Genomic DNA, 21,775 nt, shown 5'->3' with positions numbered 1-21,775 from the left:
TCTATATAGGTCTTTATTATTATAAGTTGTTACAGAATTATAACCATATTAAAAAAATTATCTATCCCAACGATTTCTATCAAACTGATTTTTTTTCCAAAACCACATCATTAAAAAACCAACTAAAGCCCCACCTAAATGTGCAAAGTGAGCAACTCCTGTTCCTCCACTACCAAAAAGAGCACTCCCCTTTAATCCTAAAAACAAATCTATTGTTAACAATCCTGGAACAAAATATTTTGCCTTAATTGGAATTGGAATAAACATAATACCAAGAGCTGCATTTGGAAACATAAAAGCAAAAGCCACTAACAAACCATAAATTGCTCCTGAAGCTCCTAAAAGTACCGACCTTGTTATAGAAAAAGCCTCTATAATGTAATTAAAATCTTCTTGACTAGCATTAACTCTATCCAATATCGATTTAATCTCTCCTTCTTTCATCACCCCATCAACATCAAACAAAGATGAATAATCTAAATTTAATAATGTATGAATCTCATTCGAAGTCAAATTTAAATGTGATACATAACTAAGCATCCTATGAACTTCATAATAATCAATTCCTACATGCAATAAAGTTGCTCCAAAGCCACAAGAAAAATAGAAAAACAGAAATTTATTACTACCCCACATTTGCTCTAAAGCGCTTCCAAAAGAAACCAAAGCAAACATGTTAAAAAATAAATGCATAATCCCTCCATGCATAAACATACTAGTTAAAGGCTGCCAAAATTGAAATTTATCACTCTCAATATAATGCATAACCAATAAATCATTAGAGTTAGGCAATACAATACTTACTACAAAAAATATAATATTAATGATAAGCAAATGCTTTACCATGTCTGTCATTCTAATCATAATGCAAATTTTTTATCTAAATCTTCTACACTTATTGTTATAAAAGTGGGTTTATTAAAAGGAGAAACATTAGGGTCTTTGCAGGCAAACAATCCGTTTACTAAGTTCTCTTGTTCTATTTCTGTTAAATAACTTCCTGTTTTTACTGCCAAACTTTTTGCCATCGTTTTAGCTATTCCATCGTTTAATGAAAAAGTAGATTCTGGAATATCATTTTGCAATCCGTTGATTAATTCTTCTAATAGAATACTCACTTCACTTTCTTGAATAGAAACTGGAATTCCTCCAATTTGAATACTGTCCTCTTTTATTTGTTCAAAAATAAATCCTGTATTCTCTAAAGAAGGCTGCAATTCTTTTATGAATTGAATTTCCTCTCTTGAAAAATACAATTCTAAAGGAAATAATAACTGCTGACTTGAAGCGTGTTTTACGGTTATATTCGTTAAATATTGTTCGTATAGAATGCGCTGATGTGCTTTGTTTTGATCCACAACAAGCATTCCAGATTTTATAGAACTAACAATATATTTTTTATGTATTTGATAGGTTCTTGACGTTGTTGTTTCCACCTCTTTACTCTCAAAAAATGACCCTGTAACTTCTTCACTTTCAAATGAGATACTTTCCACCTCTGCAGTATCTTTTCTCAAATCTACATAGAGACTTTCCCAAGAACCTGCTGTTTCCTTTTTGGCATAATTTCCACTTGAAGCATAGGAATTACTACTAGCTTTTACTGGTTTTTCTTCTGCAAACGGATTATAGTTGGCATTTACTTGTATGGTGGGTGAATGAGAATCTTTGTCTTTATATTCATAGGGTGTATCCAAATTAGGATCACGCTCAAAATCAAGAACAGGTGCCACATTAAACTGCCCTAAACTATGTTTTATAGCCGAACGCAATATTGCATATAGAGCCTGTTCATCATCAAACTTAATTTCGGTCTTGGTTGGATGAATATTAATATCTATTGTGTGCGGAGGCACATCTAAATAAAGAAAATAACTTGGTTGATTCCCTTCTTTCAACAAACCATCAAAAGCACTCATTATCGCATGATGCAGATAGCCACTCTTAATAAAACGATCATTTACAAAGAAAAACTGTTCACTTCTACTCTTTTTTGCATATTCTGGTTTCCCTACAAAGCCACTAATTTTAACAATTTCGGTATCTTCACTAACAGGAACTAATTTTTCATTTGTTTTGCCCCCTAAAAGATTTACAATTCTTTGTCTATAGTTTGAAGAAGGTAAATTATAGGTTTCACTTCCATTATGAATCAACGTAAAATAGATATTCGGATGCGCTAATGCTACACGTTGAAATTCATCAAAAATATGACGCATTTCTACTGCTTCCGATTTTAAGAAATTTCTTCGAGCTGGGATATTGAAAAACAAATTCTTTACTAAAAAAGAAGTTCCTTTTGGTAAAACGGCAACTTCTTGAGAAACAAATTTACTTCCTTCAATAATAATATGATGTCCTAACTCTTCTTGGTCTTGTTTTGTTTTTAACTCCACATGGGCAATAGCAGCAATAGAAGCCAAGGCTTCTCCACGGAATCCTTTGGTACTCAATTCGAATAGATCTTCTGCAATTCGAATTTTAGATGTAGCATGACGCTCGAAACACATACGTGCATCGGTAACACTCATTCCTATACCATTATCGATTACTTGAATTAAAGTTTTCCCTGCATCTTTCACAATCAATTTAATATCACTTGCTTTTGCATCAATAGCATTTTCAAGCAATTCTTTTACCACAGAAGCAGGTCTTTGAACAACCTCACCCGCTGCAATTTGATTGGCAACATGATCAGGTAATAACTGTATTATACTGGACATTTATTTCTTTTTGAAGATAGATAAATCAAAGTCAATAACGAACAGGAAAACAAGTAGCAAAATGGCTACTATAATCAAAATTCGTCTATTTGCTTCTCTGTTTTGATTGTATTTAAAATCGTTTAAAGCTTTCACTAATTTTGTTTTCAACCCTCTATCTGAGCCAATTGTAACTCGATATTCGTCAAATTTATGCTTAATTTCAAAAGGATTTCCTTCACCTTTATCGTCAAAATAGCGTGGTTGATAACTATATTTTTTGTTTTTTTTCTTTCCGAAAAGCCCCATAATACTCACTTTTTAATTATTCAACATAGGAATTTAATAGATACATACCTATCAATAATAATACCAACAATAGTATTAATGTACTTATTGACAAAGTAGCTTTTGCTTTTCTATTTTGTTTTTGTACTCCTTTCCACTTTGAAATAAAATCTTTTTTTGATGAAGTATTATCATCACTATCAACATGATTTTCGTTTAAAAATCGAGGATTATAATTAAAAGTTCTATTTTTTGGTTTATTTAGCAAAACTTGGATATTTTATAATACCAAAAATACTTAAAAATAGACACAATTAGAAATACATTTAACAAAACTTTGTTAAATGTATTTCTACTATTTTTTAAAATATATTTATTCTTATTTTTTTTGGTTTAGGTCAACCATTTTAATAGCTGCAATAGCTGCTTCTGTGCCTTTATTCCCGTGCTTTCCTCCACTTCTATCAAGAGATTGTTGCATGGTATTATCGGTTAATAAACAAAAGATTGTTGGCACATCATATTTTACATTCAAGTCTTTTATTCCTTGTGTTGTGCCACTACAAACATATTCGAAATGCATGGTTTCCCCTTTAATTACGCAACCAATCGCAATCACGCAATCTACTTTTTGGGTTTCTATCATTCTTTTTGAACCAAAAACGAGTTCAAAACTTCCAGGAACGTCCCAACGAATAATATTCTCTGGCAAAGCACCACAATCTAACAATGCAGCTTTTGCTCCTTCAAACAATCCGTTTGTAACGGTATCATTCCACTCTGAAACAACAATCCCAAATCGAAAATCTTTCGCATTTGGGATTGTGTTTTTATCGTACTGTGATAAATTTTTATTTTCTGTAGCCATAGTAGCTTATTCTGTCATAGTAATTAAAGCATCAATATTTTGAGCTTCTCTAGACATTTCATATTTTTCTTTAATTTTAACAAATAACGCATTTGCCTCAGCTTTTTTGTTATTCAAATAACATAATTGAGCTGCTTTCATTAAAAACCTCGGCGTTGTATAATCGTTCTCATCTGCTTCAGCTGCTTTCTTATAATTTTCAATAGCTGCATCCACTTTATTCAATTCTGAATAAGCATCGCCTAACGCACCTAATGCTTCTGCTTTAGTGATAGCATCATCAGCTTTATAGCTTGCTAAATATTTTTCAGCATTTTTAAAATCTTTAATATGCAAATATGCCATTCCTGCATAATAATTTGCAACATTTCCAGATTTTGTGCCAGAATATTCTTCTGCTACACCAATTAATCCTAATTTACCTTCACCACCTTTAAGTGCTAAATTAAACAAAGAATCTGGGTTTTGTGTATTGGCTAATGCATCGTTAAAATAAACCTGAGCTTGATAAATCTCATTCAATGCTTTTTCTTCTTTAGGCTCTACTGCAAATTTATTGTAAAGTAGGTATCCTATTGTTGATAAAGCGATAGCACCAACAACTCCTAAAATTAACTTCTGATTTTTAGCTACCCATTCTTCCGTTTTTGAAGCGGTTGCATCTAGGGTGTTAAATACTTCTTCCGTAGTACTTTCTCCAGATTCTAATACTTCTTCAAATTCATTTTCGTTATCTAAAACGTCTTTAGGTTTGGGTACTTTATAACCTCTTTTGTTATATGTTGCCATTTATAATAAGTTTATTAAAGTTGCAAAAATATAATTTTTATTGAAACAGACACAAAAAATATTTTAAAATATTACTATATTCTCATTTAGACCCTATTATAATATGGTACAATTAAATTTAAAATCTGCTTTTTTTTAATTATTTTCTGTTTTTTCATAGTATTTTTGTCTAAATTTTAACCAAAAGCCTTAACTCATAGTGTTTCTACAGCATTTAACATTACTTAACTACAAAAATATATCCTCACAATCTTTTGATTTCGACAACAAAATCAATTGTTTTGTAGGCAAAAATGGAATTGGCAAAACTAATATCCTCGATGCCATTTACCATTTGGCCTATGGCAAGAGTTATTTTAATCCGTTGGCTTCGCAAAACATTAAACATGATGAGGATTTTTTCTTAATAGATGCTGTTTTCAACAAACAAAATCAAGAAGCAAAGATATCTTGTAGTTTAAAACGAGGGCAAAAAAAAGTCATAAAAAAGAACAACAAGATATATGAAAAACTTTCCGAACACATTGGATTTATTCCTCTCGTTATTATTTCTCCGTCGGACACCGATTTAATAATTGAAGGAAGCGAAACAAGAAGAAAGTTTATTGACAGTGTTATTTCTACTTTAGACAACAAATACCTCAACGAGCTTATTCAATATCAAAAATTAATTGCACAACGCAATGCACTTCTAAAATATTTTGCTTTGAACCAAACTTTTGACAAAGACAACTTAGCGATTTATGATGATCAATTGGAACCTTTAGGCAAAATAATTTTTGAAAAAAGAACCCATTTTTTAGAACAATTTATTCCCATTTTTCAAAAATATTACGCAATTATTTCCACAGAAGCCGAAAGCGTTCAATTAATTTACCAAAGTCAACTTTTTAGAGCAGATTTAAAAACACTTTTTAGTCAGAACTTAAATAAAGACAGAGCACTACAATACACAAGCACTGGCATTCACAAAGACGATTTATCTTTTGAAATAGAAGGCTATCCTATTAAAAAATTTGGATCGCAAGGACAACAAAAATCTTTTTTAATTGCCTTAAAACTTGCTCAATTTGAATTCATAAAAGAACAAAGCGGAGAATTACCTATTTTATTATTTGATGATATTTTCGACAAACTGGACGAGTCTAGAGTTGGCAAAATTGTTACCATGGTGAACGATAAAGTTTTTGGACAAATATTTATCTCTGACACTCATGCTGAAAGAACTGAAAATATTATTAAAAACACACATCAATCCTATAGAATATACACGCTTTAATTATATATTTTATCCTTATTTTTGCACTATCAAATTCAAACTCAAATGACATTTCAATCTAATTTTTCTTTAAAAAAGTACAATACATTCGGTATCGATGCTAAAGCAAAACAATTTGTTGCCATACACACAAAGGAAGAATTAGCTGCACTGCTCCATAACGAAAAAGATATTTTTATTTTAGGAGGCGGAAGCAACATGCTTCTCACAAAAGACATTGACAAACTTGTTGTGCACATAGATTTAAAAGGCATTGAAATTGTTGATTCAAGTGATGATTTTGTTTGGGTAAAAGCTAATGCAGGAGAAAATTGGCACGAGTTCGTCCTTTATTGTATTGAAAACAATTATGGCGGTATTGAAAATTTATCATTAATTCCAGGCAATGTTGGCACTACTCCTATTCAAAACATTGGTGCTTATGGAATAGAAATTAAAGATACCTTTTTTAGTTGTGAAGCAATGGAGATTGAAACACAAGAAATAAAAACATTTGATAACGCATCTTGCCAATTTGGCTATAGAGAAAGTGTTTTTAAAAATGAACTAAAAAACAAATACATCATTACAGCGGTCACCTTTAAACTTTCTAAAAGAAACCATATTCTAAACACTTCTTATGGTGCAATTGAAACCGAATTAAAAGCTCAAAATATTACACAACCAACACTTCGCGATGTGAGTAATGCTGTTATTGCTATTAGAAAAAGTAAATTGCCAGACCCTAAAGAATTAGGAAACAGTGGAAGTTTTTTTAAAAATCCTATAATTAAAAAAACAGATTATGAAAAAATCCTAAAAACACATCCACAAATGCCTCATTATAACGTTTCTGAACAGGAAGTCAAAATACCAGCAGGCTGGTTAATAGAACAAGCTGGTTTTAAAGGTAAACGCTTTAAAGATGCTGGTATTCATAAAAACCAAGCCCTCGTATTAGTCAATTATGGAAATGCTACTGGAAGCGAAATTTTAGCGGTCTCAAAAAACATTCAAGAGACTATTTTAGAGCTATTTGGAATATGCATAGAAGCGGAAGTAAACATTATTTAACTTAAAAACACACTATTTATACTAATTGTTTTGTAAATTTGCAGTCTCAGTTTTATGGACACATAAAGAATGACTGCTCAAAAAAAATGTAAAACACATTAGAAAAACTAGTTATAAATATTTAGTATATAGAATTGCCTTTTACTTTACAAATAATTGTAAATAATTGCAAAATAAGAGTTAAAACAAAAACACTATTACTTATAAAAAAATAAATTTACATATATGAAACTAATTCTACTTACGATAGGTCTTTTAGCAGTTGCAGTTATTGGCATAACTATAAAAATTTGGGCTAAAAAAGATGGTAAATTTGCTGGAACATGTGCTAGCCAAAGTCCATTCCTAAATCCTGAAGGAGAAAACTGTGGTTTTTGTGGAAAAACACCCGAAGAAATGAAGCATTGTGATAACCAATCTCACTCTTAATTTTTTTATTAAATTTTCTCATTATGCTTTTTCAAGTCTTATTGCTGTTACTAGCATCTTTTGTTGGTATTCAGTTTGTTTATTATATTTTTATCTTAGGACGTTTTTCATTCTCTAAACCCAAAGAAACAATCACTAACAATGAACCAGTTTCTGTGATTGTTTGTGCAAAAAACGAAGCAGAAAATATTAAGAAATTCTTTCCTCTTTTAATTACACAAAACTATCCAGAATATGAAATTGTGTTAATTGATGATGCTTCTACAGATGATACTTTGGAGCTGTTTGAAGCCTATGAAAAACAATATTCCAACGTAAAACTTGTTAAAGTTGAAAATAATGAAACTTTCTGGGGAAATAAAAAATATGCTCTAACGCTAGGAATTAAAGTAGCAAAAAACAATAATCTATTATTTATTGACGCTGACTGTTATCCGAATTCAAAAGAATGGATAAAACAAATGAGCGGAAAATTATCTAAAAAGAAGACTATTGTCTTGGGATATGGTGCTTATGACAAAATTAAAAATTCGTTTCTAAATAAAATTATTCGATTTGAAACATTATTAACGGCTACGCAATATTTTGGTTGGGCAAAAATGGGAAAACCCTACATGGGTGTTGGTCGAAACCTTGCTTACACTAAAGAAACTTTTTTTAGTGTTGGTGGTTTTGTGGAACACATGAAAATTCGTTCTGGTGATGACGATTTATTTGTGAACCAAGCTAGCACAAAAGAAAACACGACAACTTGCTACACTCCTGAAAGCTTCACCTATTCTGAACCTAAAAAAACCTATAAAGATTGGTTTAATCAAAAAAGAAGACATGTTTCAACGGCAAAATTATATACTGCTTTTGATCGTTTTCAGTTGGGCTTGTTTTTTGTTTCACAATTATTCTTTTTCCTTTTAGCAATTATGCTATTAGCGTTTCAATACCAATGGATGATTGTTCTAGGCATAATTGTTTTCCGATACTTATTTACTTGGATTAGCCTTGGTTATGCAGCAAAAAAACTAAACGAAAAAGACGTGATGTACTGGTATCCAATCATTGAATTTTTTCTAGTTTTCACACAACTAAATGTTTTTTTTACTAATATCTTCTCAAAACCTGTACATTGGAAATAAATTCAGAAATCATCTTAAACAACATAGAAAAAGCAAAAACGGGTGACCAAGTAGCTTTTACTTTCTTACTTGATTTTTTTTGGAATGAGGTTTATGGTTTCATGCTAAAAAGAACAGAGAACGAAACAGACACAGACGATATTACCATTGAAACTTTTGCGAAAGCTTTTGATAAAATAGGTTCCTATAATCCAGAATTCGGTTTTAACACTTGGTTAATTACTATTGCGAAAAATGTTCATATAGACATGCTTCGCAAAAAGAAAACCTCTTTATTTATTGACATTACAGACGACGATAACAAAAATGCGTTTAATGTAGTTGATGAGACTCCAACAATAGAAGACGATATTATTACAGAACAAAATTTATCGCAACTTTTAAATGATATCAAAACCTTGAAACCAGCCTATCAAGAAGTAATACAATTGCGTTATTTTCAAGAAATGAGCTATCAAGACATGGCTGAACAACTTGACGAGCCTTTGAATAATATTAAAATAAAACTGTTGCGCGCTAAAAAATTATTAGCCGAAACTATTTCTAAAAAGGAGAAGAAAAAATCTAAATAAGAATTTATATATTTGGTCAAACCAAAATATAAATGAAAGATAGCCACTCACAACAAAAAATTAAACACCTATTTTCTCTACCTGTCATAGTAGCCGCATTGGGTTATTTTGTAGATATTTATGATCTATTACTTTTTGGAATCGTTCGAATTCCTAGTCTTGAAGCATTGGGTTTGAACATTGACAAAGATGGATCATTCATTTTAAATGCGCAAATGATTGGTCTTCTAATTGGAGGAATTGTTTGGGGGATTTTTGGAGACAAAAAAGGAAGGCTTTCTGTTTTATTTGGCTCTATACTAGTATATTCACTTGCCAACATAGCTTGTGGTTTTTTACCTTATTTTCCTAAAGAAAACATATCTGAAACCTATGCCATTCTGCGCTTTATTGCGGGCATTGGTCTTGCTGGCGAGTTAGGGGCAGGTATCACCTTGGTTTCGGAATCCTTACCTAAAGAATTGAGAGCCATAGGAACCTCTATAGTTGCTGGCTTTGGACTTTCTGGTGCTGTTGTTGCACAATTAACCGTAGATTTAGCAGGCGATTGGACTATTGCTTATTTTGTTGGTGGTATTCTTGGACTTATATTGCTTTTTCTACGTCTAGGTGTTGTTGAATCTGGAATATATAAAGACATACAAAAGTCGCACCATGTTAAAAAAGGAAACATTCTCCTCTTTGTTACGAATTTTGAACGCTTCATCAAATACATTAAATGTATTGCCATTGGATTACCTACATGGTTTTGTGTTGGTATACTTGCGGTAATGGGAAATCAGTTTGCTCCAGCTTTTGGGATTTCTTCAATAAATCCAGGCAAAGCAATTATGTGGACCTATATTGGTATTTCTGCTGGTGATTTTGCGAGTGGTTTTATATCGCATTGGTTGAAGTCTAGAAAAAAAGCCATTTTATACATGCTAATTTTCACCCTCATTGGTGTATCTCTTATGCTATTTGGTGGCACAAAAACAGAAGAAATGTATTATTTTTATTGTGCATGGCTTGGACTAGGAACCGGATATTGGGCAATGTTTGTGACCGTTGGTGCAGAACAATTTGGAACCAACATAAGAAGCACAGCTGCAACCACCATACCGAATATGGTTCGTGGTTTACTTCCTTTAATATTATTTGGATTTGATAGTTTAAAAATAAACAATGGTGTAATTACTAGTGCAGCTATAGTTGGAAGCATTGTTTTTGCAATAGCGATATATGCAACCTTAACTATTCCTGAAACACACAATATCGATTTGGATTTTGTGGAATAGTAAACAAATCTTAAAAAACTATATTTATACTTTTGTTTTATCAAATCTCACTATCTTTGTAGTTCAAATTTTTATGCTATGAATACTGTTACCGAGAATGTTTTTCCGCCAAGAGAACCTAAACCAAAATGGCTTAGAGTGAAACTTCCAACAGGAAAAAATTATACCGAATTAAGAGGACTAGTCGATAAATATAAATTAAATACAATTTGTGCTTCTGGAAGTTGTCCAAACATGGGTGAATGTTGGGGTGAAGGAACTGCTACATTCATGATATTAGGAAACATTTGCACACGCTCGTGTGGTTTTTGCGGTGTTAAAACAGGAAGACCTGAAACGGTCGACTGGGATGAACCTGAAAAAGTGGCACGTTCTATCAAATTAATGAAAATTAAACATGCGGTGATTACAAGCGTGGATCGTGATGATTTGAAAGATATGGGGTCTATTATTTGGGCTGAGACAGTGAAAGCCATTCGAAGAATGAATCCAAACACTACTTTAGAAACCTTAATTCCAGATTTTCAAGGAAACACTAGAAACCTAGATCGCATTATAGAAGTGGCACCAGAAGTAGTTTCGCACAATATGGAAACCGTGAAACGATTAACGAGAGAGGTTCGCATTCAAGCCAAATATGAAAAGAGTTTAGAGGTTTTGCGTTACTTGAAAGCACAAGGTATTAAGAGAACCAAATCGGGAATAATGCTTGGTTTGGGAGAAAAAGAAGAAGAAGTTATACAGGTACTTCATGATTTGAGAGATGCTAACGTTGATATTGTAACCATTGGGCAATACCTGCAACCGAGTAAAAAACATTTACCCGTTAAAGAATATATTTCTCCAGAACAATTTGAAAAATATGAAAAAATTGGCAAAGAACTAGGCTTTAGACATGTTGAAAGTGGTGCGCTTGTTCGTTCTTCATATCATGCCGAAAAACATATTCATTAGACCTTTACTCTGCCTAAATTCTATATAATACCTTTTATCAATGGAATTTACTGAAATAAAAAAGCCTTCAAGTTAAAAACTTGAAGGCTTTTTCATGTGATTATACTTTTTCGGCACATAATTTAGCAGTTGCGAACCTTGGCGTTTTTTTCACTGTGCTAATAGTGTTCTACTCCAAAATTGTTGTGACAAAAGCATTAATTCATTTCAATCTGTCACAAAAAGTGTGGCATTTCCAATTTCAAATCAAAATTGTCACAAAAACTGTGACGCTTTACTTTTCAAAACAAAAAATGTCACAAGTTTTTTTTAAAAAAACAACACAGAATTCAAGAATGTCGAATATGACTTGTTTTTCTATAGACAAAAATTACTACAACCCTATTATGTTGATTATGTCCAAAAATTAGAAACGTGTTTTTTAGCCCCGATAGCAACGGCATCCTGTCATTGAGAGGAACGCAGCAATGACAGATATAGTGGATAGCGGGACTATTTCCCTGTGATTGACTATTTTCTGCTCCTAAAAAATCAAATCTAAATCTTTAATCTAATATGAGGGAAGCATTTTTTGGACTCTTCACTTTGTATTTCAAATTCAGTTTCTTTTCCGATTTTGAAGGTAATTTTAAGTTCCATGTCACGAATTTTGTTTCTTCGTTCCTTTCACCTTCACTATATTCTTCATCAAAAACTGTTATTTCTTTGGTAGTGCTTATTGGAAGTTGATCTAGAATTGTAATGGCAACAGCATAGGGTTTATTGTTCTTTACAGTAATTTCAAAAGCCCTGCTTTCTGTTTTATTACTACTTAAAAATTGTTTCGATTTGTATTCTTTTAATTGTTTTCTTTCAATTGCAATGCCTTTATCTTTCCCTAAAGAAATTGCTAAAGTATCTGAAGCATTTTGCAAGTCTAACAAAGATTTACCGAGAAAAGCTCCTTCAAAAAACAAATTTAATTCACCATCGAACAAATTCAAATCTTGCCAATTTGTAATTTTAGCTGTTAAATAGGCATTTTTATCTAGCTTTGGCACCGCCATATATTGATATTCTGCTGGCAGATTAAACTTTTTGATTTCTGCAGTATAGACTTTACCATCATTTAAAACTGTATAGGGAACATCAATATCATAGGTTATAGTGGTTGGCTGATAATTGACACTGGTTTCTAATGGTTGCGATTTAAATTCGTCTTCATCTTTTCTTCTTGATTTTTTCCCTCTATAAGCTGTAACAACAACCGCTTCAAGCTGGGCTACTTCCTCCTCTAGAACCACGTTTATGGTATTGTTTCTTACTTGCACCGTTTGAGATTTCATACTAATATAAGAAAATACTAACTCGCAATTTGCATGAGGTACTTTTATTGAATAATTTCCGTCAAAATCGGCTTGAGCTCCTATAGAAGTTCCCTTAACCATTACAGATGCGCCAGGCAAAGGACCATAACTATCTGAAATTTTTCCGGAAACAGTGTTTCCTATTAACTGACCATAAGCTTGAACAGAACCTCCTGTACTACTACGGCTATTTAAATTCAAAAACCACGGATTCATTGTTGGCGACACACCACTTTCTGTTGGATTACCACTCGATATTGATAAATTTACATCTTTCCAATCTTCTCCAGAACTTTGAAAAATGTTTGCTTTTAATAACAAATCTATTGGACTATTAACATCTTCTACTCGTAAATCATAATTTGAAAACCAACCTGCATTGTAAACATAATAATCGATCTCAAACCTAGCATTAGCAACACTCGAAGGTGCAGCAACGGTAACTACAATGTCGCTCGTAGCCTTTTCATCGGATTGATTTAAGGCTTTCAATTGTTTATTGAGTTTTATTAAATCAGTATCTATAGCCGCTATTTTTTCATTTATTGCTGTTTTCTCCTTAATCAGATCAACCAAGCGTTGTCTATGAAAATCTACTGCTTCTTTCAGTTCAGTAGCTTTTAAACCCGAATTAACGCCTCCTATTACTTGGTTCTTAGCCAAAATATTCTCCTCATTCTGAAGAATTGCTAAAACATTTGTTTCGGCTATTTTGTTCTGCTCCAAACTCTTTTTACTTGCCTCTAATTTTTCAATTTCGCTTCTGTTTTCTTGTTCCTTTAAAAAATTATTTTGGTGTATAACAGACAAAATTGTAAAATTACCCGATCCTTTAACTTGAAGACTTTGTTTATCTATTCTTGGAGAAACACCACTAAATATTAATTCTGTTTTTCCCGATTCTAATGTTGTTTTTGCATTTCTGGTTATTTGAGCTCCCTCTGAAAAAACAATAACATTCTCTATTTTTGAAACGATATTTTTTGTTTTTTGCTGTGAAAAGGAGCTTAAAGCTCCAAAAAACGAAAGAACAATTCCTAATATTGCCTTTTTTTGAATAATCATACCTACTATTTCTTAATTTTAATATCTATTTTTTTAAATAATCGCTTTTACTACTAAACAAATATAATATATTCCTTACTTTTATACTCTAATTTTTTTCAATAGAAATGACAAGAATTGCTATTAACGGCTTTGGAAGAATTGGCCGAAATTTATTCCGATTATTATTAAACCATCCTTCTATTGAAGTGGTGGCTATAAATGACATTGCAGACAATAAAACCATGAGTCATCTTATTAAATATGACAGTATTCATGGTGTGCTACAAGCAAAAACAAGTTATAATGAACAAGCTATTATAATTGACGAGAAAGCATATTTGTTTTTTCATGAAAAAGAGATTAAAAATCTTAACTGGAAAGCACTAAACATAGACATTGTTATTGAAGCTACTGGGAAATTTAAAACAGCTTCCTCTTTACAACAACATATTGATGCTGGTGCTAAAAAAGTAATTTTATCTGTTCCTCCAGAAGATGACACTATAAAAACTGTCGTTTTAGGTGTAAACGAAGCTATTTTAGATGGTTCGGAAACAATAATTTCCAATGCAAGTTGCACAACAAACAATGCAGCCCCAATGATTAAAGTGATTCAGGAATTGTGTGAAATTGAACAGGCCTATATTACTACTGTACACTCTTATACTACAGACCAAAGTCTTCACGATCAACCACACAAAGATTTAAGAAGAGCAAGAGGTGCATCGCAATCAATTGTTCCAACAACGACAGGTGCTGCTAAAGCATTGTCTAAAATTTTCCCAGAACTTGAAGGCAAAATTGGTGGCTGTGGTATTCGTGTTCCTGTACCTGATGGTTCTTTAACCGACATTACTTTCAACGTGAAAAGAAAAGTGAGCATTGAAGAAATTAACGAAGCTTTTAGAGTGGCAGCAAACACTAATCTTAAAGGTATTCTAGATTATACTGAGGATCCAATTGTGTCTGTTGATATTATTGGTAATAGAAATTCTTGCTTGTTCGACGCTCAACTAACTTCTGTAATTGATAAAATGATCAAAGTTGTTGGTTGGTATGACAATGAAATTGGGTATTCTTCTAGACTCATTGATTTAATAGAATTTATTACAAAAAACAAAACGAATTAAGGCAATAATGCAAATAATAAGTTTTTTGATTGAAAAAAAATGCATATTTTTGAAAGAATTACTGCTAAATAACAATTAATTTCTATCAACAATGAGAAGCTTATTATTTGCTTTACTATTCTCTTGCCTAATAAGTCACTCTCAGTCGCTTTTAAAATTAACTACAGAAATTAATGACAGCATCGATTTTTACCTAGAAATTGCATCATTCAACAAAGAAGACAAACGCTACTTTAATAAGGCTATAATTTATACTGAAAAAGCTATTGATTATGCCAAAAAAAACAAACTAAATGCGAAGCTCCCAGATTGTTATTTAGTTCTTGGTGGTGTTTATTATGATTTGGGCAGACCCGATACAGCCATTGAAAACTTTATTCGAAGTATTAATTTATATAAAAAAGATGTGCCTAGTGCCAATTTAGCACTAGCCTATTATAGCTTAGGAAAATGCTATCTTGAGAAAAACAAAATTGATCTTGCTGAAATCTACTTTGAAAAATCGGCAGAAATATACAATGCCTTAAATTTTTTAGACGCCATAGAATTAATTAATATTCAAAAAGGAATTATTCAAAAAAACAGAGGCGACTATGAAAATGCAATCGCTATTTTTAAATCTGTAATTCAATCTATAAATAACACTACATTTATTGACACCAAAATTGAAGCTTATTACCAAATTGGTGAAATAGAAAATTTAAAACATCAACCTAGTAGTGCTATTAGTTACTTTGAAAAAGCGTTAGTATTGAACAACAAACATTCGAAAAACATTCAATTACAAAAGAAAGTCTTAAAACAATTAAGCGACACCTATAAAAAAGACAACCAATTTGATAAATCTCAAATTTATCTTGAACGCTACGTTGACATTGCCGACTCTTTGGATAATTTCTATAATAATTCATTATCTGAAAACACTTTCGACAGGATACAGTTTGACAAACAATTGAAAACCATTGAAGAATTAGATAAGGAAAAGAAAAGTCAACAAAGAACTTTACGTTTTTCGAAATTAATAAGTATTTTAAGTATTGCACTAATTTCAATTTTATCTCTACTTAGTTTGTCATTATACAAAAACAATAAAATTAGAATTAGCACAAATAAATTATTAAAAGAAAAGAACAAAGAATTAACCATTGAAAAAGAAAAAGCAGAAAGAGCCAGCAAAGCCCGTGCAGAATTCCTAGCTACGGTGAGTCACGAACTAAGAACACCACTCAATGCCATAAATGGTATCGCTTATATTCTTTTGCATGAAAAACCAAAAGCAACACAATTAAATTATCTAAAATCTTTAGAATTTTCAGGCAAATACCTTCTTACTTTTATTAATGATATTTTAGAAATCAACCGATTAGAATCGGACAAAGTACCTGTAGAGCAAATTAATTTTAACCTTGTTGATTTGGTTGAAAATATCAAAATTTCTTTCAATGAATTCATAATTGAAAACAATGTCAATTTTCATCTTTTAATCGACAAAACAATTAATCCTTACACTATTGGAGACCCAACAAAACTATCGCAAGTACTAATTAACCTAGTTAACAATGCGATTAAATTTAGTAAAAACGGAGATGTTTGGTTAACCTTAAAAAAGGTTAAAGAAAAGAACAACAATGTAACACTTTCTTTTGAAATAAAAGACAACGGTATAGGAATTCCTAAAGACAAACAGGAAACAATTTTTGATAGTTTTAGCCAAGGTTCTGTTGAAATTAACCGCACCTATGGGGGAACTGGATTGGGGCTTTCTATTGTTAAGAAAATACTAGAGATTTTAGGAAGCACTATTCATTTAGAAAGTGATGTTAACAAAGGAACCACCTTAAAATTTAACCTTACTTTCGGGATTGGTGAAGCGTTAGAAAAGAAAGAAATCATTTGTTCAAGCAATAATAAAATTTCAGGTATGACGAAAAAGATTTTACTGGTTGAAGACAACAAAATCAACCAAATGATTACTCAAAAAATGCTAGAACAAAAAGGCATTCCATCGGTTATTATTGATAATGGTGAGGAAGCTATAGAGCATTTGAAATCTAACACTTACGATTTAGTACTCATGGACGTTCATCTTCCCGGCATCAATGGCACAGAAGCAACCTCTGAAATAAGAAAATTCAATACTACCACACCAATAATAGCCTTAACTGCAATTTCTTTAAATGAAAACAGAGAAATGTTATTGTCTTATGGAATGAACGAAGTTATTACAAAACCTTTTGTGCCGGAAGAGTTTTATGAAATCTTATTTAATTTCCTATCACAATCTGAAACTAATACTGAAGAATAAAGTTTTTAATTAAACTTCTAACATGCGGTTCTGCTTTTCTAGCTGCCTCTAAAACCTCCTCATGATTAACGCCTTCAAGGCTTTCTTCATTACCCATATCGGTAATTACAGAAATCCCAAAGCAATCCATGTTCATGTGTTTCGCGACAATTACTTCTGGAACAGTTGACATTCCTACACAGTCTGCTCCCATATTTTTTACCATTTTATACTCTGCTAAGGTTTCAAACGTTGGTCCTTGCAAGCTCAAATAAACACCTTCTTTCACATTAATATCTAATGTTTTTGCAATTTCTTTAGCTTTTGCAATCATATTTTTAGAATATGGCTCACTCATGTTTACAAATCGTGGTCCAAAACGCTCATCATTATGTCCTCTCAAAGGATGCTCTGGCATCATGTTTATATGATCTTTAATAATCATAATGTCTCCCACTTGAAATGTAGAATTAACACCTCCCGAAGCATTAGAAACGATTACTTTTTCTATCCCTAATTGCTTCATTACACGAATTGGGAAAGTAACTTCTTTCATATCATAGCCTTCATAATAATGAAAACGACCTTGCATTGCCATTACTTTTTTACTTCCAATAGTACCAAACAACAGAGCACCTTTATGTCCTTGAACTGTTGAAACTGGGAAATTAGGAATTTCATTATAGGGCAGTAAGATAGTTTCTTGAATGTCTTCTGAAAAACCACCTAATCCAGAACCTAAAACAATCCCATATTCTGGAACAAAATTTACTTTCTCTTTAATATAGTTAACTGTTTCTTGAACTTTTTCCCACATAATCTATTATCCTTTTATTAAATATTTCACTATTTGTAACAAACTTACTTTTTATAGGCAAATAATACAATTTATCATTTTCAAGTTTGCCTTTCAATCGCACATAATCCTTCTCTGTAGTAATACTAATTTTCTGTTTTCCAACTTCTTTAATTTTTTGAATGTCTTCTTTAGAAAAATCATGATGATCTGGAAAAACCATTTTCTCGTCGCCTTCATTTTCTAAATGTTTAAAAAACAAATCTGGTTTTGCAATTCCAGCTAAAAGCAATTTCATTCCTTTTAAATCACTAACCTTTATCTTATTGTTTTCATTATAGACATATTCATCATACTCAATAGTACTAAAATAAACAGGTATGTTTACTTTTAATTTTTGCCTTATTCTTTCTTGTGCAAGTTCGGAAATAGTAGCGGGACATTTGGTGATAATTATCATATTTGCTCTTTTTTTTCCAAGAGAAGGCTCTCTCAAGTTTCCAAAAGGCAAAATATAATCATCGCAAAACAACTCGTCATGTGTGGTTAAAAGCACATACAACCCTGCTTTCACTTTTCTATGCTGAAAGGCATCATCTAATAAAATCACATCGGGTTTATGTTCCATTAATTGCAAAATTCCATTTCTTCTATTAGCATCAACAGCAACACAAACATCTGGAAATTTAGAGAAAAACTGAAAAGGTTCATCACCTAGCGTTTTTGCTGTTGCTGTAGCATCAGCCAAAACAAAACCTTTTGTTTCTCTTTTATAACCTCTACTCAACGTGGCAATCTTATAGTCTTTTAATACACGGATTAAATATTCTATTTGAGGTGTTTTGCCTGTACCACCAACACTCAAATTACCAACTGCAATAATAGGCACATCAAAAGATTGACTTTTAAAAACGCCTACATCATAAAAAAAATTTCGCAAATAGGTTACAATCCAATAGACCAAAGCAACTGGAAAAAGTATTTTTCTTAAAAAAATCATAGCACGAAAATAGTATTTTTTTTGTTCCCATTTTTATCTTTTAGTGTTTATTCGTTTCTTTGTTCTATAAGGAATTAGATTAAATGATTTTTATAAAAGATAAGAACGCAATATTAACATCTATTATAACTTTCTAAGTCAACATAAAACCATTAAAATTACAATGAAACTTTTCGAAATACTTCCCCTACTTGAAGAACTCGCCCCTTTAGCCTATGCCGAAGACTTTGACAATGTAGGCTTGCTCGTTGGAAATCAGAATGAAGACATTAACGGTATTTTAGTATGCCATGATGCGTTAGAAAGTGTTATTGATGAAGCTATTTCAAAAAAATGCAATCTTGTTGTTTGCTTCCACCCTATCCTTTTTAGTGGATTAAAAAAAATTACAGGTAAAAATTATGTAGAAAGAGCCATTCTAAAAGCCATTAAAAACGATATTGCTATTTATGCCATTCACACCGCTCTAGACAACCACCAACAAGGTGTTAATAAAATATTTTGCAACGCTCTGGGATTAATGAATACTAAAATATTAATTCCAAAAGAAAACTTTATTAAAAAACTAATTACCTATACTGTACCAGAAAACGCTTCAACATTGCGAAACGCTTTGTTTGAAGCAGGAGCTGGAAAAATTGGCAACTATGAAGAATGCAGTTTTAATAGTAACGGAATTGGCACCTATAAAGGCAACGAAAACAGCAATCCAACTATTGGAACTAAATTTGAACTTACAGAAACCAAAGAAGTCAAAATAGAAGTTACTTTTGAAAAATATTTAGAGTCTAAAATTTTAAAATCGCTCTTTAAAAACCACATTTATGAAGAAGTAGCCTACGAAATTTATTCTTTAACTAACAAACATCAAAATATTGGTCTAGGAATGATTGGTGAATTTGAAACACCAATGAATGAAACCGAATTTCTAACGTTTGTTAAAAACAAAATGCAATGTGGTGGCATTAGGCATAGTGCATTCCTTAACAAAAATATTAAAAAAGTAGCCGTTTTAGGGGGTTCAGGTAGCTATGCAATAAAGAACGCACTACAAGCTGGTGCCGATGCATTTTTAACAGCAGACCTAAAATACCACCAATTTTATGAAGCAGAAAACCGACTTCTTTTAGCAGATATTGGTCATTTTGAGAGTGAAAGATATACAAAAAATTATATTGTTGATTATCTTAAAGAAAAAATCACTAATTTTGCAGTCGTTTTATCAGAAGAAAATACAAATCCTGTTCAATACTTTTAATATGGCAAACAAAAAAGAACTTAGCGTAGAAGATAAATTAAGAGCACTTTATGCTTTACAGCTAGTTGACTCAAAGATTGATGAAATACGTAATGTTAGAGGAGAACTTCCTCTTGAGGTTGAAGATTTAGAGGACGAAGTTGCCGGTCTAAGCACTCGTTTAGATAAATTAAAATCAGAGCTAGAAGCTGTCGATGTTCAAATTAAAGAAAAGAAAAATGCAATCGATGAGCACAAGACAACAATCAAAAAATATTTAGATCAACAAAAAAATGTTCGTAATAATAGAGAATTTAACTCTTTAACCAAAGAAGTTGAGTTTCAAGAATTAGAAATTCAATTAGCTGAAAAGCAAATTAAAGAAATGAAAGCTTCTATTGAGCATAAAAAAGAAGTATTATCTCAAACTAAGGAAAAGCTAGAAAGCAAACAACAACACTTAAAACATAAAAAAGCTGAATTAAGTGATATTATGGCTGAAACCGAAAAAGAAGAAAACTTCTTATTAGGTAAATCAGAAGAATATCAAAGTCAAATCGAAGAGCGTTTGTTAGCTGCTTATACTAGAATTAGAAGCAGTGTTAGAAATGGTTTAGCGGTCGTTTCTATCGAGCGTGGAGCTTCTGCAGGTTCTTTCTTTACCATTCCTCCGCAAACGCAAATGGAAATTGCTGGACGCAAAAAAATTCTTACCGATGAGCATAGTGGACGTATTTTAGTAGATAATGTTCTTGCTGATGAAGTTAAAGAAGAAATGGACAAATTATTTGCGAAGATATAATTGATTCGCAAACCCAATATTAAAAATCCTGAAACCATTTTCAGGATTTTTTTTTTTTCTACCCATGAATCTAAAAAACCATTCAAAATTAAAATGAATTCGAAGACTCAAAACTTATCTAAACATTGTGAACTTTGCTCCAAACATATTGTAACTTTTGACAAGGGAATTATTTGTGGTTTAACTTCTGAAAGACCTGAATTTGATGAAAGCTGCAGTAAAATAGACTTTAGTAACCTCCTTGAAAAGAAAATTATAGAAACCAATATTACATTTGAAAAATTAGCATTGGAAAAAAAATGGGCTTATGCCTATTTTACCCTTTTCGCTAGTTTAGGCATTGGGATGTTTTTCTTTACCTATTTTTTTGCCAATTATATTTCTAACATTATTAGTCAAAGCCTCGGAAGACCTACTAAAATTTATCCTTCGATTATAATTATTTTCATCGCAATTGGTTTTGTCTTATTAAACATGGCATTTGGAGCAATAAACAGACATTTATATGACGCTAAAACAAACTCAAAAATTAAAAAGGAATTAGACACAATTTTATCTTTATACAACATTTCATATCAATTCAAAGTACGATTTATCGAAAGAATAAATAGAGAAACCGAAGCAGTAACTGAATTAAAAATTATTAAAAAATAACTTTATTCGCTAACATTGCAAACATTATTCTTCATTTTAAAACACTGAAAAAACAATAATAATTTCATAACAAAAGTGGTAATTCATTTCAACGAATTACTTTTCACTCTAATTATTAAAAAAGTTATCTTTGCA

At 31.6% G+C, this 21,775-nt stretch carries 21 protein-coding genes; 12 read left to right on the top strand and 9 right to left on the bottom strand.

Going from position 1 to position 21,775, the window contains the following annotated elements; all coding sequences use genetic code 11:
• Positions 1-57 precede the first annotated feature (57 nt).
• The 6 genes from ACZ49Z_RS11705 to ACZ49Z_RS11680 form a co-directional block, all read right to left on the bottom strand.
• Positions 58-864 carry a rhomboid family intramembrane serine protease gene (locus tag ACZ49Z_RS11705; protein ID WP_464304500.1) on the bottom strand — a complete coding sequence of 269 codons (807 nt, stop codon included), beginning with the start codon at positions 862-864 and terminating at the stop codon, positions 58-60.
• Positions 861-2,723 carry a DNA mismatch repair endonuclease MutL gene (mutL, locus tag ACZ49Z_RS11700; RefSeq protein WP_464304499.1) on the bottom strand — a complete coding sequence of 621 codons (1,863 nt, stop codon included), beginning with the start codon at positions 2,721-2,723 and terminating at the stop codon, positions 861-863. The genes ACZ49Z_RS11705 and mutL overlap by 4 nt, the downstream gene beginning before the upstream one ends.
• Positions 2,724-3,011, bottom strand: coding sequence for a riboflavin synthase subunit beta (locus ACZ49Z_RS11695; RefSeq protein ID WP_464304498.1), 288 nt, complete (start codon positions 3,009-3,011; stop codon positions 2,724-2,726).
• Between the two features lie 16 nt (positions 3,012-3,027).
• Positions 3,028-3,258: a hypothetical protein gene (locus tag ACZ49Z_RS11690; protein WP_464304497.1), complete on the bottom strand. Its 231-nt coding sequence runs from the start codon at positions 3,256-3,258 to the stop codon at positions 3,028-3,030.
• A 111-nt stretch (positions 3,259-3,369) separates the two neighbouring features.
• Positions 3,370-3,858: a 6,7-dimethyl-8-ribityllumazine synthase gene (gene ribH, locus ACZ49Z_RS11685; protein WP_464304496.1), complete on the bottom strand. Its 489-nt coding sequence runs from the start codon at positions 3,856-3,858 to the stop codon at positions 3,370-3,372.
• A 6-nt stretch (positions 3,859-3,864) separates the two neighbouring features.
• Positions 3,865-4,647 carry a tetratricopeptide repeat protein gene (locus ACZ49Z_RS11680; protein ID WP_464304495.1) on the bottom strand — a complete coding sequence of 261 codons (783 nt, stop codon included), beginning with the start codon at positions 4,645-4,647 and terminating at the stop codon, positions 3,865-3,867.
• Positions 4,648-4,846: 199 nt separating this feature from the next.
• Here ACZ49Z_RS11680 and recF point away from each other — a divergent pair, with 199 nt between their 5' ends.
• The 7 genes from recF (at position 4,847) to lipA (ending at position 11,344) form a co-directional block, all read left to right on the top strand.
• Positions 4,847-5,926, top strand: coding sequence for a DNA replication/repair protein RecF (recF, locus tag ACZ49Z_RS11675; RefSeq protein ID WP_464304494.1), 1,080 nt, complete (start codon positions 4,847-4,849; stop codon positions 5,924-5,926).
• A gap of 45 nt (positions 5,927-5,971) precedes the next feature.
• Positions 5,972-6,979: a UDP-N-acetylmuramate dehydrogenase gene (gene murB, locus ACZ49Z_RS11670; RefSeq protein WP_464304493.1), complete on the top strand. Its 1,008-nt coding sequence runs from the start codon at positions 5,972-5,974 to the stop codon at positions 6,977-6,979.
• A gap of 225 nt (positions 6,980-7,204) precedes the next feature.
• Positions 7,205-7,408, top strand: coding sequence for a membrane or secreted protein (locus ACZ49Z_RS11665; RefSeq protein WP_464304492.1), 204 nt, complete (start codon positions 7,205-7,207; stop codon positions 7,406-7,408).
• A gap of 23 nt (positions 7,409-7,431) precedes the next feature.
• Positions 7,432-8,541, top strand: coding sequence for a glycosyltransferase (locus tag ACZ49Z_RS11660; RefSeq protein WP_464304491.1), 1,110 nt, complete (start codon positions 7,432-7,434; stop codon positions 8,539-8,541).
• A complete protein-coding gene (locus tag ACZ49Z_RS11655; RefSeq protein ID WP_464304490.1) occupies positions 8,532-9,113 on the top strand; it encodes an RNA polymerase sigma factor in 582 nt (193 codons plus the stop codon). Before ACZ49Z_RS11660 ends, ACZ49Z_RS11655 begins: the two co-directional genes overlap by 10 nt.
• A 32-nt stretch (positions 9,114-9,145) precedes the next feature.
• Positions 9,146-10,390 carry an MFS transporter gene (locus ACZ49Z_RS11650; RefSeq protein WP_464304489.1) on the top strand — a complete coding sequence of 415 codons (1,245 nt, stop codon included), beginning with the start codon at positions 9,146-9,148 and terminating at the stop codon, positions 10,388-10,390.
• Between the two features lie 78 nt (positions 10,391-10,468).
• Complete coding sequence (gene lipA, locus ACZ49Z_RS11645) at positions 10,469-11,344, top strand: lipoyl synthase (RefSeq protein WP_464304488.1); 876 nt, start codon at positions 10,469-10,471, stop codon at positions 11,342-11,344.
• 545 nt (positions 11,345-11,889) lie between these two features.
• Here lipA and ACZ49Z_RS11640 read toward each other — a convergent pair.
• The gene (locus ACZ49Z_RS11640) at positions 11,890-13,755 is read right to left on the bottom strand and encodes a DUF4139 domain-containing protein (RefSeq protein WP_464304487.1); all 1,866 of its coding nucleotides are present in this window, start codon (positions 13,753-13,755) and stop codon (positions 11,890-11,892) included.
• A gap of 107 nt (positions 13,756-13,862) precedes the next feature.
• On the opposite strand from ACZ49Z_RS11640, the gene gap reads away from it, so the two are divergent.
• Positions 13,863-14,867 carry a type I glyceraldehyde-3-phosphate dehydrogenase gene (gene gap / locus ACZ49Z_RS11635; protein ID WP_464304486.1) on the top strand — a complete coding sequence of 335 codons (1,005 nt, stop codon included), beginning with the start codon at positions 13,863-13,865 and terminating at the stop codon, positions 14,865-14,867.
• Between the two features lie 91 nt (positions 14,868-14,958).
• On the top strand, positions 14,959-17,172 hold the full coding sequence (locus tag ACZ49Z_RS11630) for an ATP-binding protein (RefSeq protein WP_464304485.1): 2,214 nt from the start codon (positions 14,959-14,961) through the stop codon (positions 17,170-17,172).
• Here the strand turns inward: ACZ49Z_RS11630 and ACZ49Z_RS11625 are convergent.
• Together ACZ49Z_RS11625 and lpxK are read right to left on the bottom strand one after the other, a co-directional pair.
• The gene (locus ACZ49Z_RS11625) at positions 17,156-17,968 is read right to left on the bottom strand and encodes a purine-nucleoside phosphorylase (protein ID WP_464304484.1); all 813 of its coding nucleotides are present in this window, start codon (positions 17,966-17,968) and stop codon (positions 17,156-17,158) included. The genes ACZ49Z_RS11630 and ACZ49Z_RS11625 overlap by 17 nt on opposite strands.
• Entirely contained in the window at positions 17,940-18,947 is a 1,008-nt protein-coding gene (gene lpxK / locus ACZ49Z_RS11620) for a tetraacyldisaccharide 4'-kinase (protein WP_464304483.1), read from the bottom strand. The genes ACZ49Z_RS11625 and lpxK overlap by 29 nt, the downstream gene beginning before the upstream one ends.
• A 163-nt stretch (positions 18,948-19,110) precedes the next feature.
• On the opposite strand from lpxK, the gene ACZ49Z_RS11615 reads away from it, so the two are divergent.
• The 3 genes from ACZ49Z_RS11615 to ACZ49Z_RS11605 all read left to right on the top strand — a co-directional run bounded on the left by ACZ49Z_RS11615 (position 19,111) and on the right by ACZ49Z_RS11605 (position 21,640).
• The gene (locus ACZ49Z_RS11615) at positions 19,111-20,205 is read left to right on the top strand and encodes a Nif3-like dinuclear metal center hexameric protein (protein WP_464304482.1); all 1,095 of its coding nucleotides are present in this window, start codon (positions 19,111-19,113) and stop codon (positions 20,203-20,205) included.
• A gap of 1 nt (position 20,206) precedes the next feature.
• Positions 20,207-20,986, top strand: a complete 780-nt coding sequence (locus tag ACZ49Z_RS11610; RefSeq protein ID WP_464304481.1) for a zinc ribbon domain-containing protein — start codon at positions 20,207-20,209, stop codon at positions 20,984-20,986.
• A 93-nt stretch (positions 20,987-21,079) separates the two neighbouring features.
• A complete protein-coding gene (locus ACZ49Z_RS11605) occupies positions 21,080-21,640 on the top strand; it encodes a hypothetical protein (protein WP_464304480.1) in 561 nt (186 codons plus the stop codon).
• The last annotated feature ends 135 nt before the right edge of the window (positions 21,641-21,775 follow it).

Source organism: Flavobacterium sp. KY-23415, assembly GCF_055384985.1.
This window is presented reverse-complemented; position numbering and strand designations above follow the sequence as displayed.

What these genes read in the sequence shown, in the direction of transcription:
- ACZ49Z_RS11705 (WP_464304500.1), bottom strand. Translation starts at nt 864, where the DNA reads ATGATTAGAATGACAGACATGGTAAAGCATTTGCTTATCATTAATATT.
- mutL (WP_464304499.1), bottom strand. Translation starts at nt 2,723, where the DNA reads ATGTCCAGTATAATACAGTTATTACCTGATCATGTTGCCAATCAAATT.
- ACZ49Z_RS11695 (WP_464304498.1), bottom strand. Translation starts at nt 3,011, where the DNA reads ATGGGGCTTTTCGGAAAGAAAAAAAACAAAAAATATAGTTATCAACCA.
- ribH (WP_464304496.1), bottom strand. Translation starts at nt 3,858, where the DNA reads ATGGCTACAGAAAATAAAAATTTATCACAGTACGATAAAAACACAATC.
- ACZ49Z_RS11680 (WP_464304495.1), bottom strand. Translation starts at nt 4,647, where the DNA reads ATGGCAACATATAACAAAAGAGGTTATAAAGTACCCAAACCTAAAGAC.
- murB (WP_464304493.1), top strand. Translation starts at nt 5,972, where the DNA reads ATGACATTTCAATCTAATTTTTCTTTAAAAAAGTACAATACATTCGGT.
- ACZ49Z_RS11665 (WP_464304492.1), top strand. Translation starts at nt 7,205, where the DNA reads ATGAAACTAATTCTACTTACGATAGGTCTTTTAGCAGTTGCAGTTATT.
- ACZ49Z_RS11660 (WP_464304491.1), top strand. Translation starts at nt 7,432, where the DNA reads ATGCTTTTTCAAGTCTTATTGCTGTTACTAGCATCTTTTGTTGGTATT.
- ACZ49Z_RS11650 (WP_464304489.1), top strand. Translation starts at nt 9,146, where the DNA reads ATGAAAGATAGCCACTCACAACAAAAAATTAAACACCTATTTTCTCTA.
- lipA (WP_464304488.1), top strand. Translation starts at nt 10,469, where the DNA reads ATGAATACTGTTACCGAGAATGTTTTTCCGCCAAGAGAACCTAAACCA.
- ACZ49Z_RS11640 (WP_464304487.1), bottom strand. Translation starts at nt 13,755, where the DNA reads ATGATTATTCAAAAAAAGGCAATATTAGGAATTGTTCTTTCGTTTTTT.
- gap (WP_464304486.1), top strand. Translation starts at nt 13,863, where the DNA reads ATGACAAGAATTGCTATTAACGGCTTTGGAAGAATTGGCCGAAATTTA.
- ACZ49Z_RS11630 (WP_464304485.1), top strand. Translation starts at nt 14,959, where the DNA reads ATGAGAAGCTTATTATTTGCTTTACTATTCTCTTGCCTAATAAGTCAC.
- ACZ49Z_RS11625 (WP_464304484.1), bottom strand. Translation starts at nt 17,968, where the DNA reads ATGTGGGAAAAAGTTCAAGAAACAGTTAACTATATTAAAGAGAAAGTA.
- lpxK (WP_464304483.1), bottom strand. Translation starts at nt 18,947, where the DNA reads ATGATTTTTTTAAGAAAAATACTTTTTCCAGTTGCTTTGGTCTATTGG.
- ACZ49Z_RS11615 (WP_464304482.1), top strand. Translation starts at nt 19,111, where the DNA reads ATGAAACTTTTCGAAATACTTCCCCTACTTGAAGAACTCGCCCCTTTA.
- ACZ49Z_RS11610 (WP_464304481.1), top strand. Translation starts at nt 20,207, where the DNA reads ATGGCAAACAAAAAAGAACTTAGCGTAGAAGATAAATTAAGAGCACTT.
- ACZ49Z_RS11605 (WP_464304480.1), top strand. Translation starts at nt 21,080, where the DNA reads ATGAATTCGAAGACTCAAAACTTATCTAAACATTGTGAACTTTGCTCC.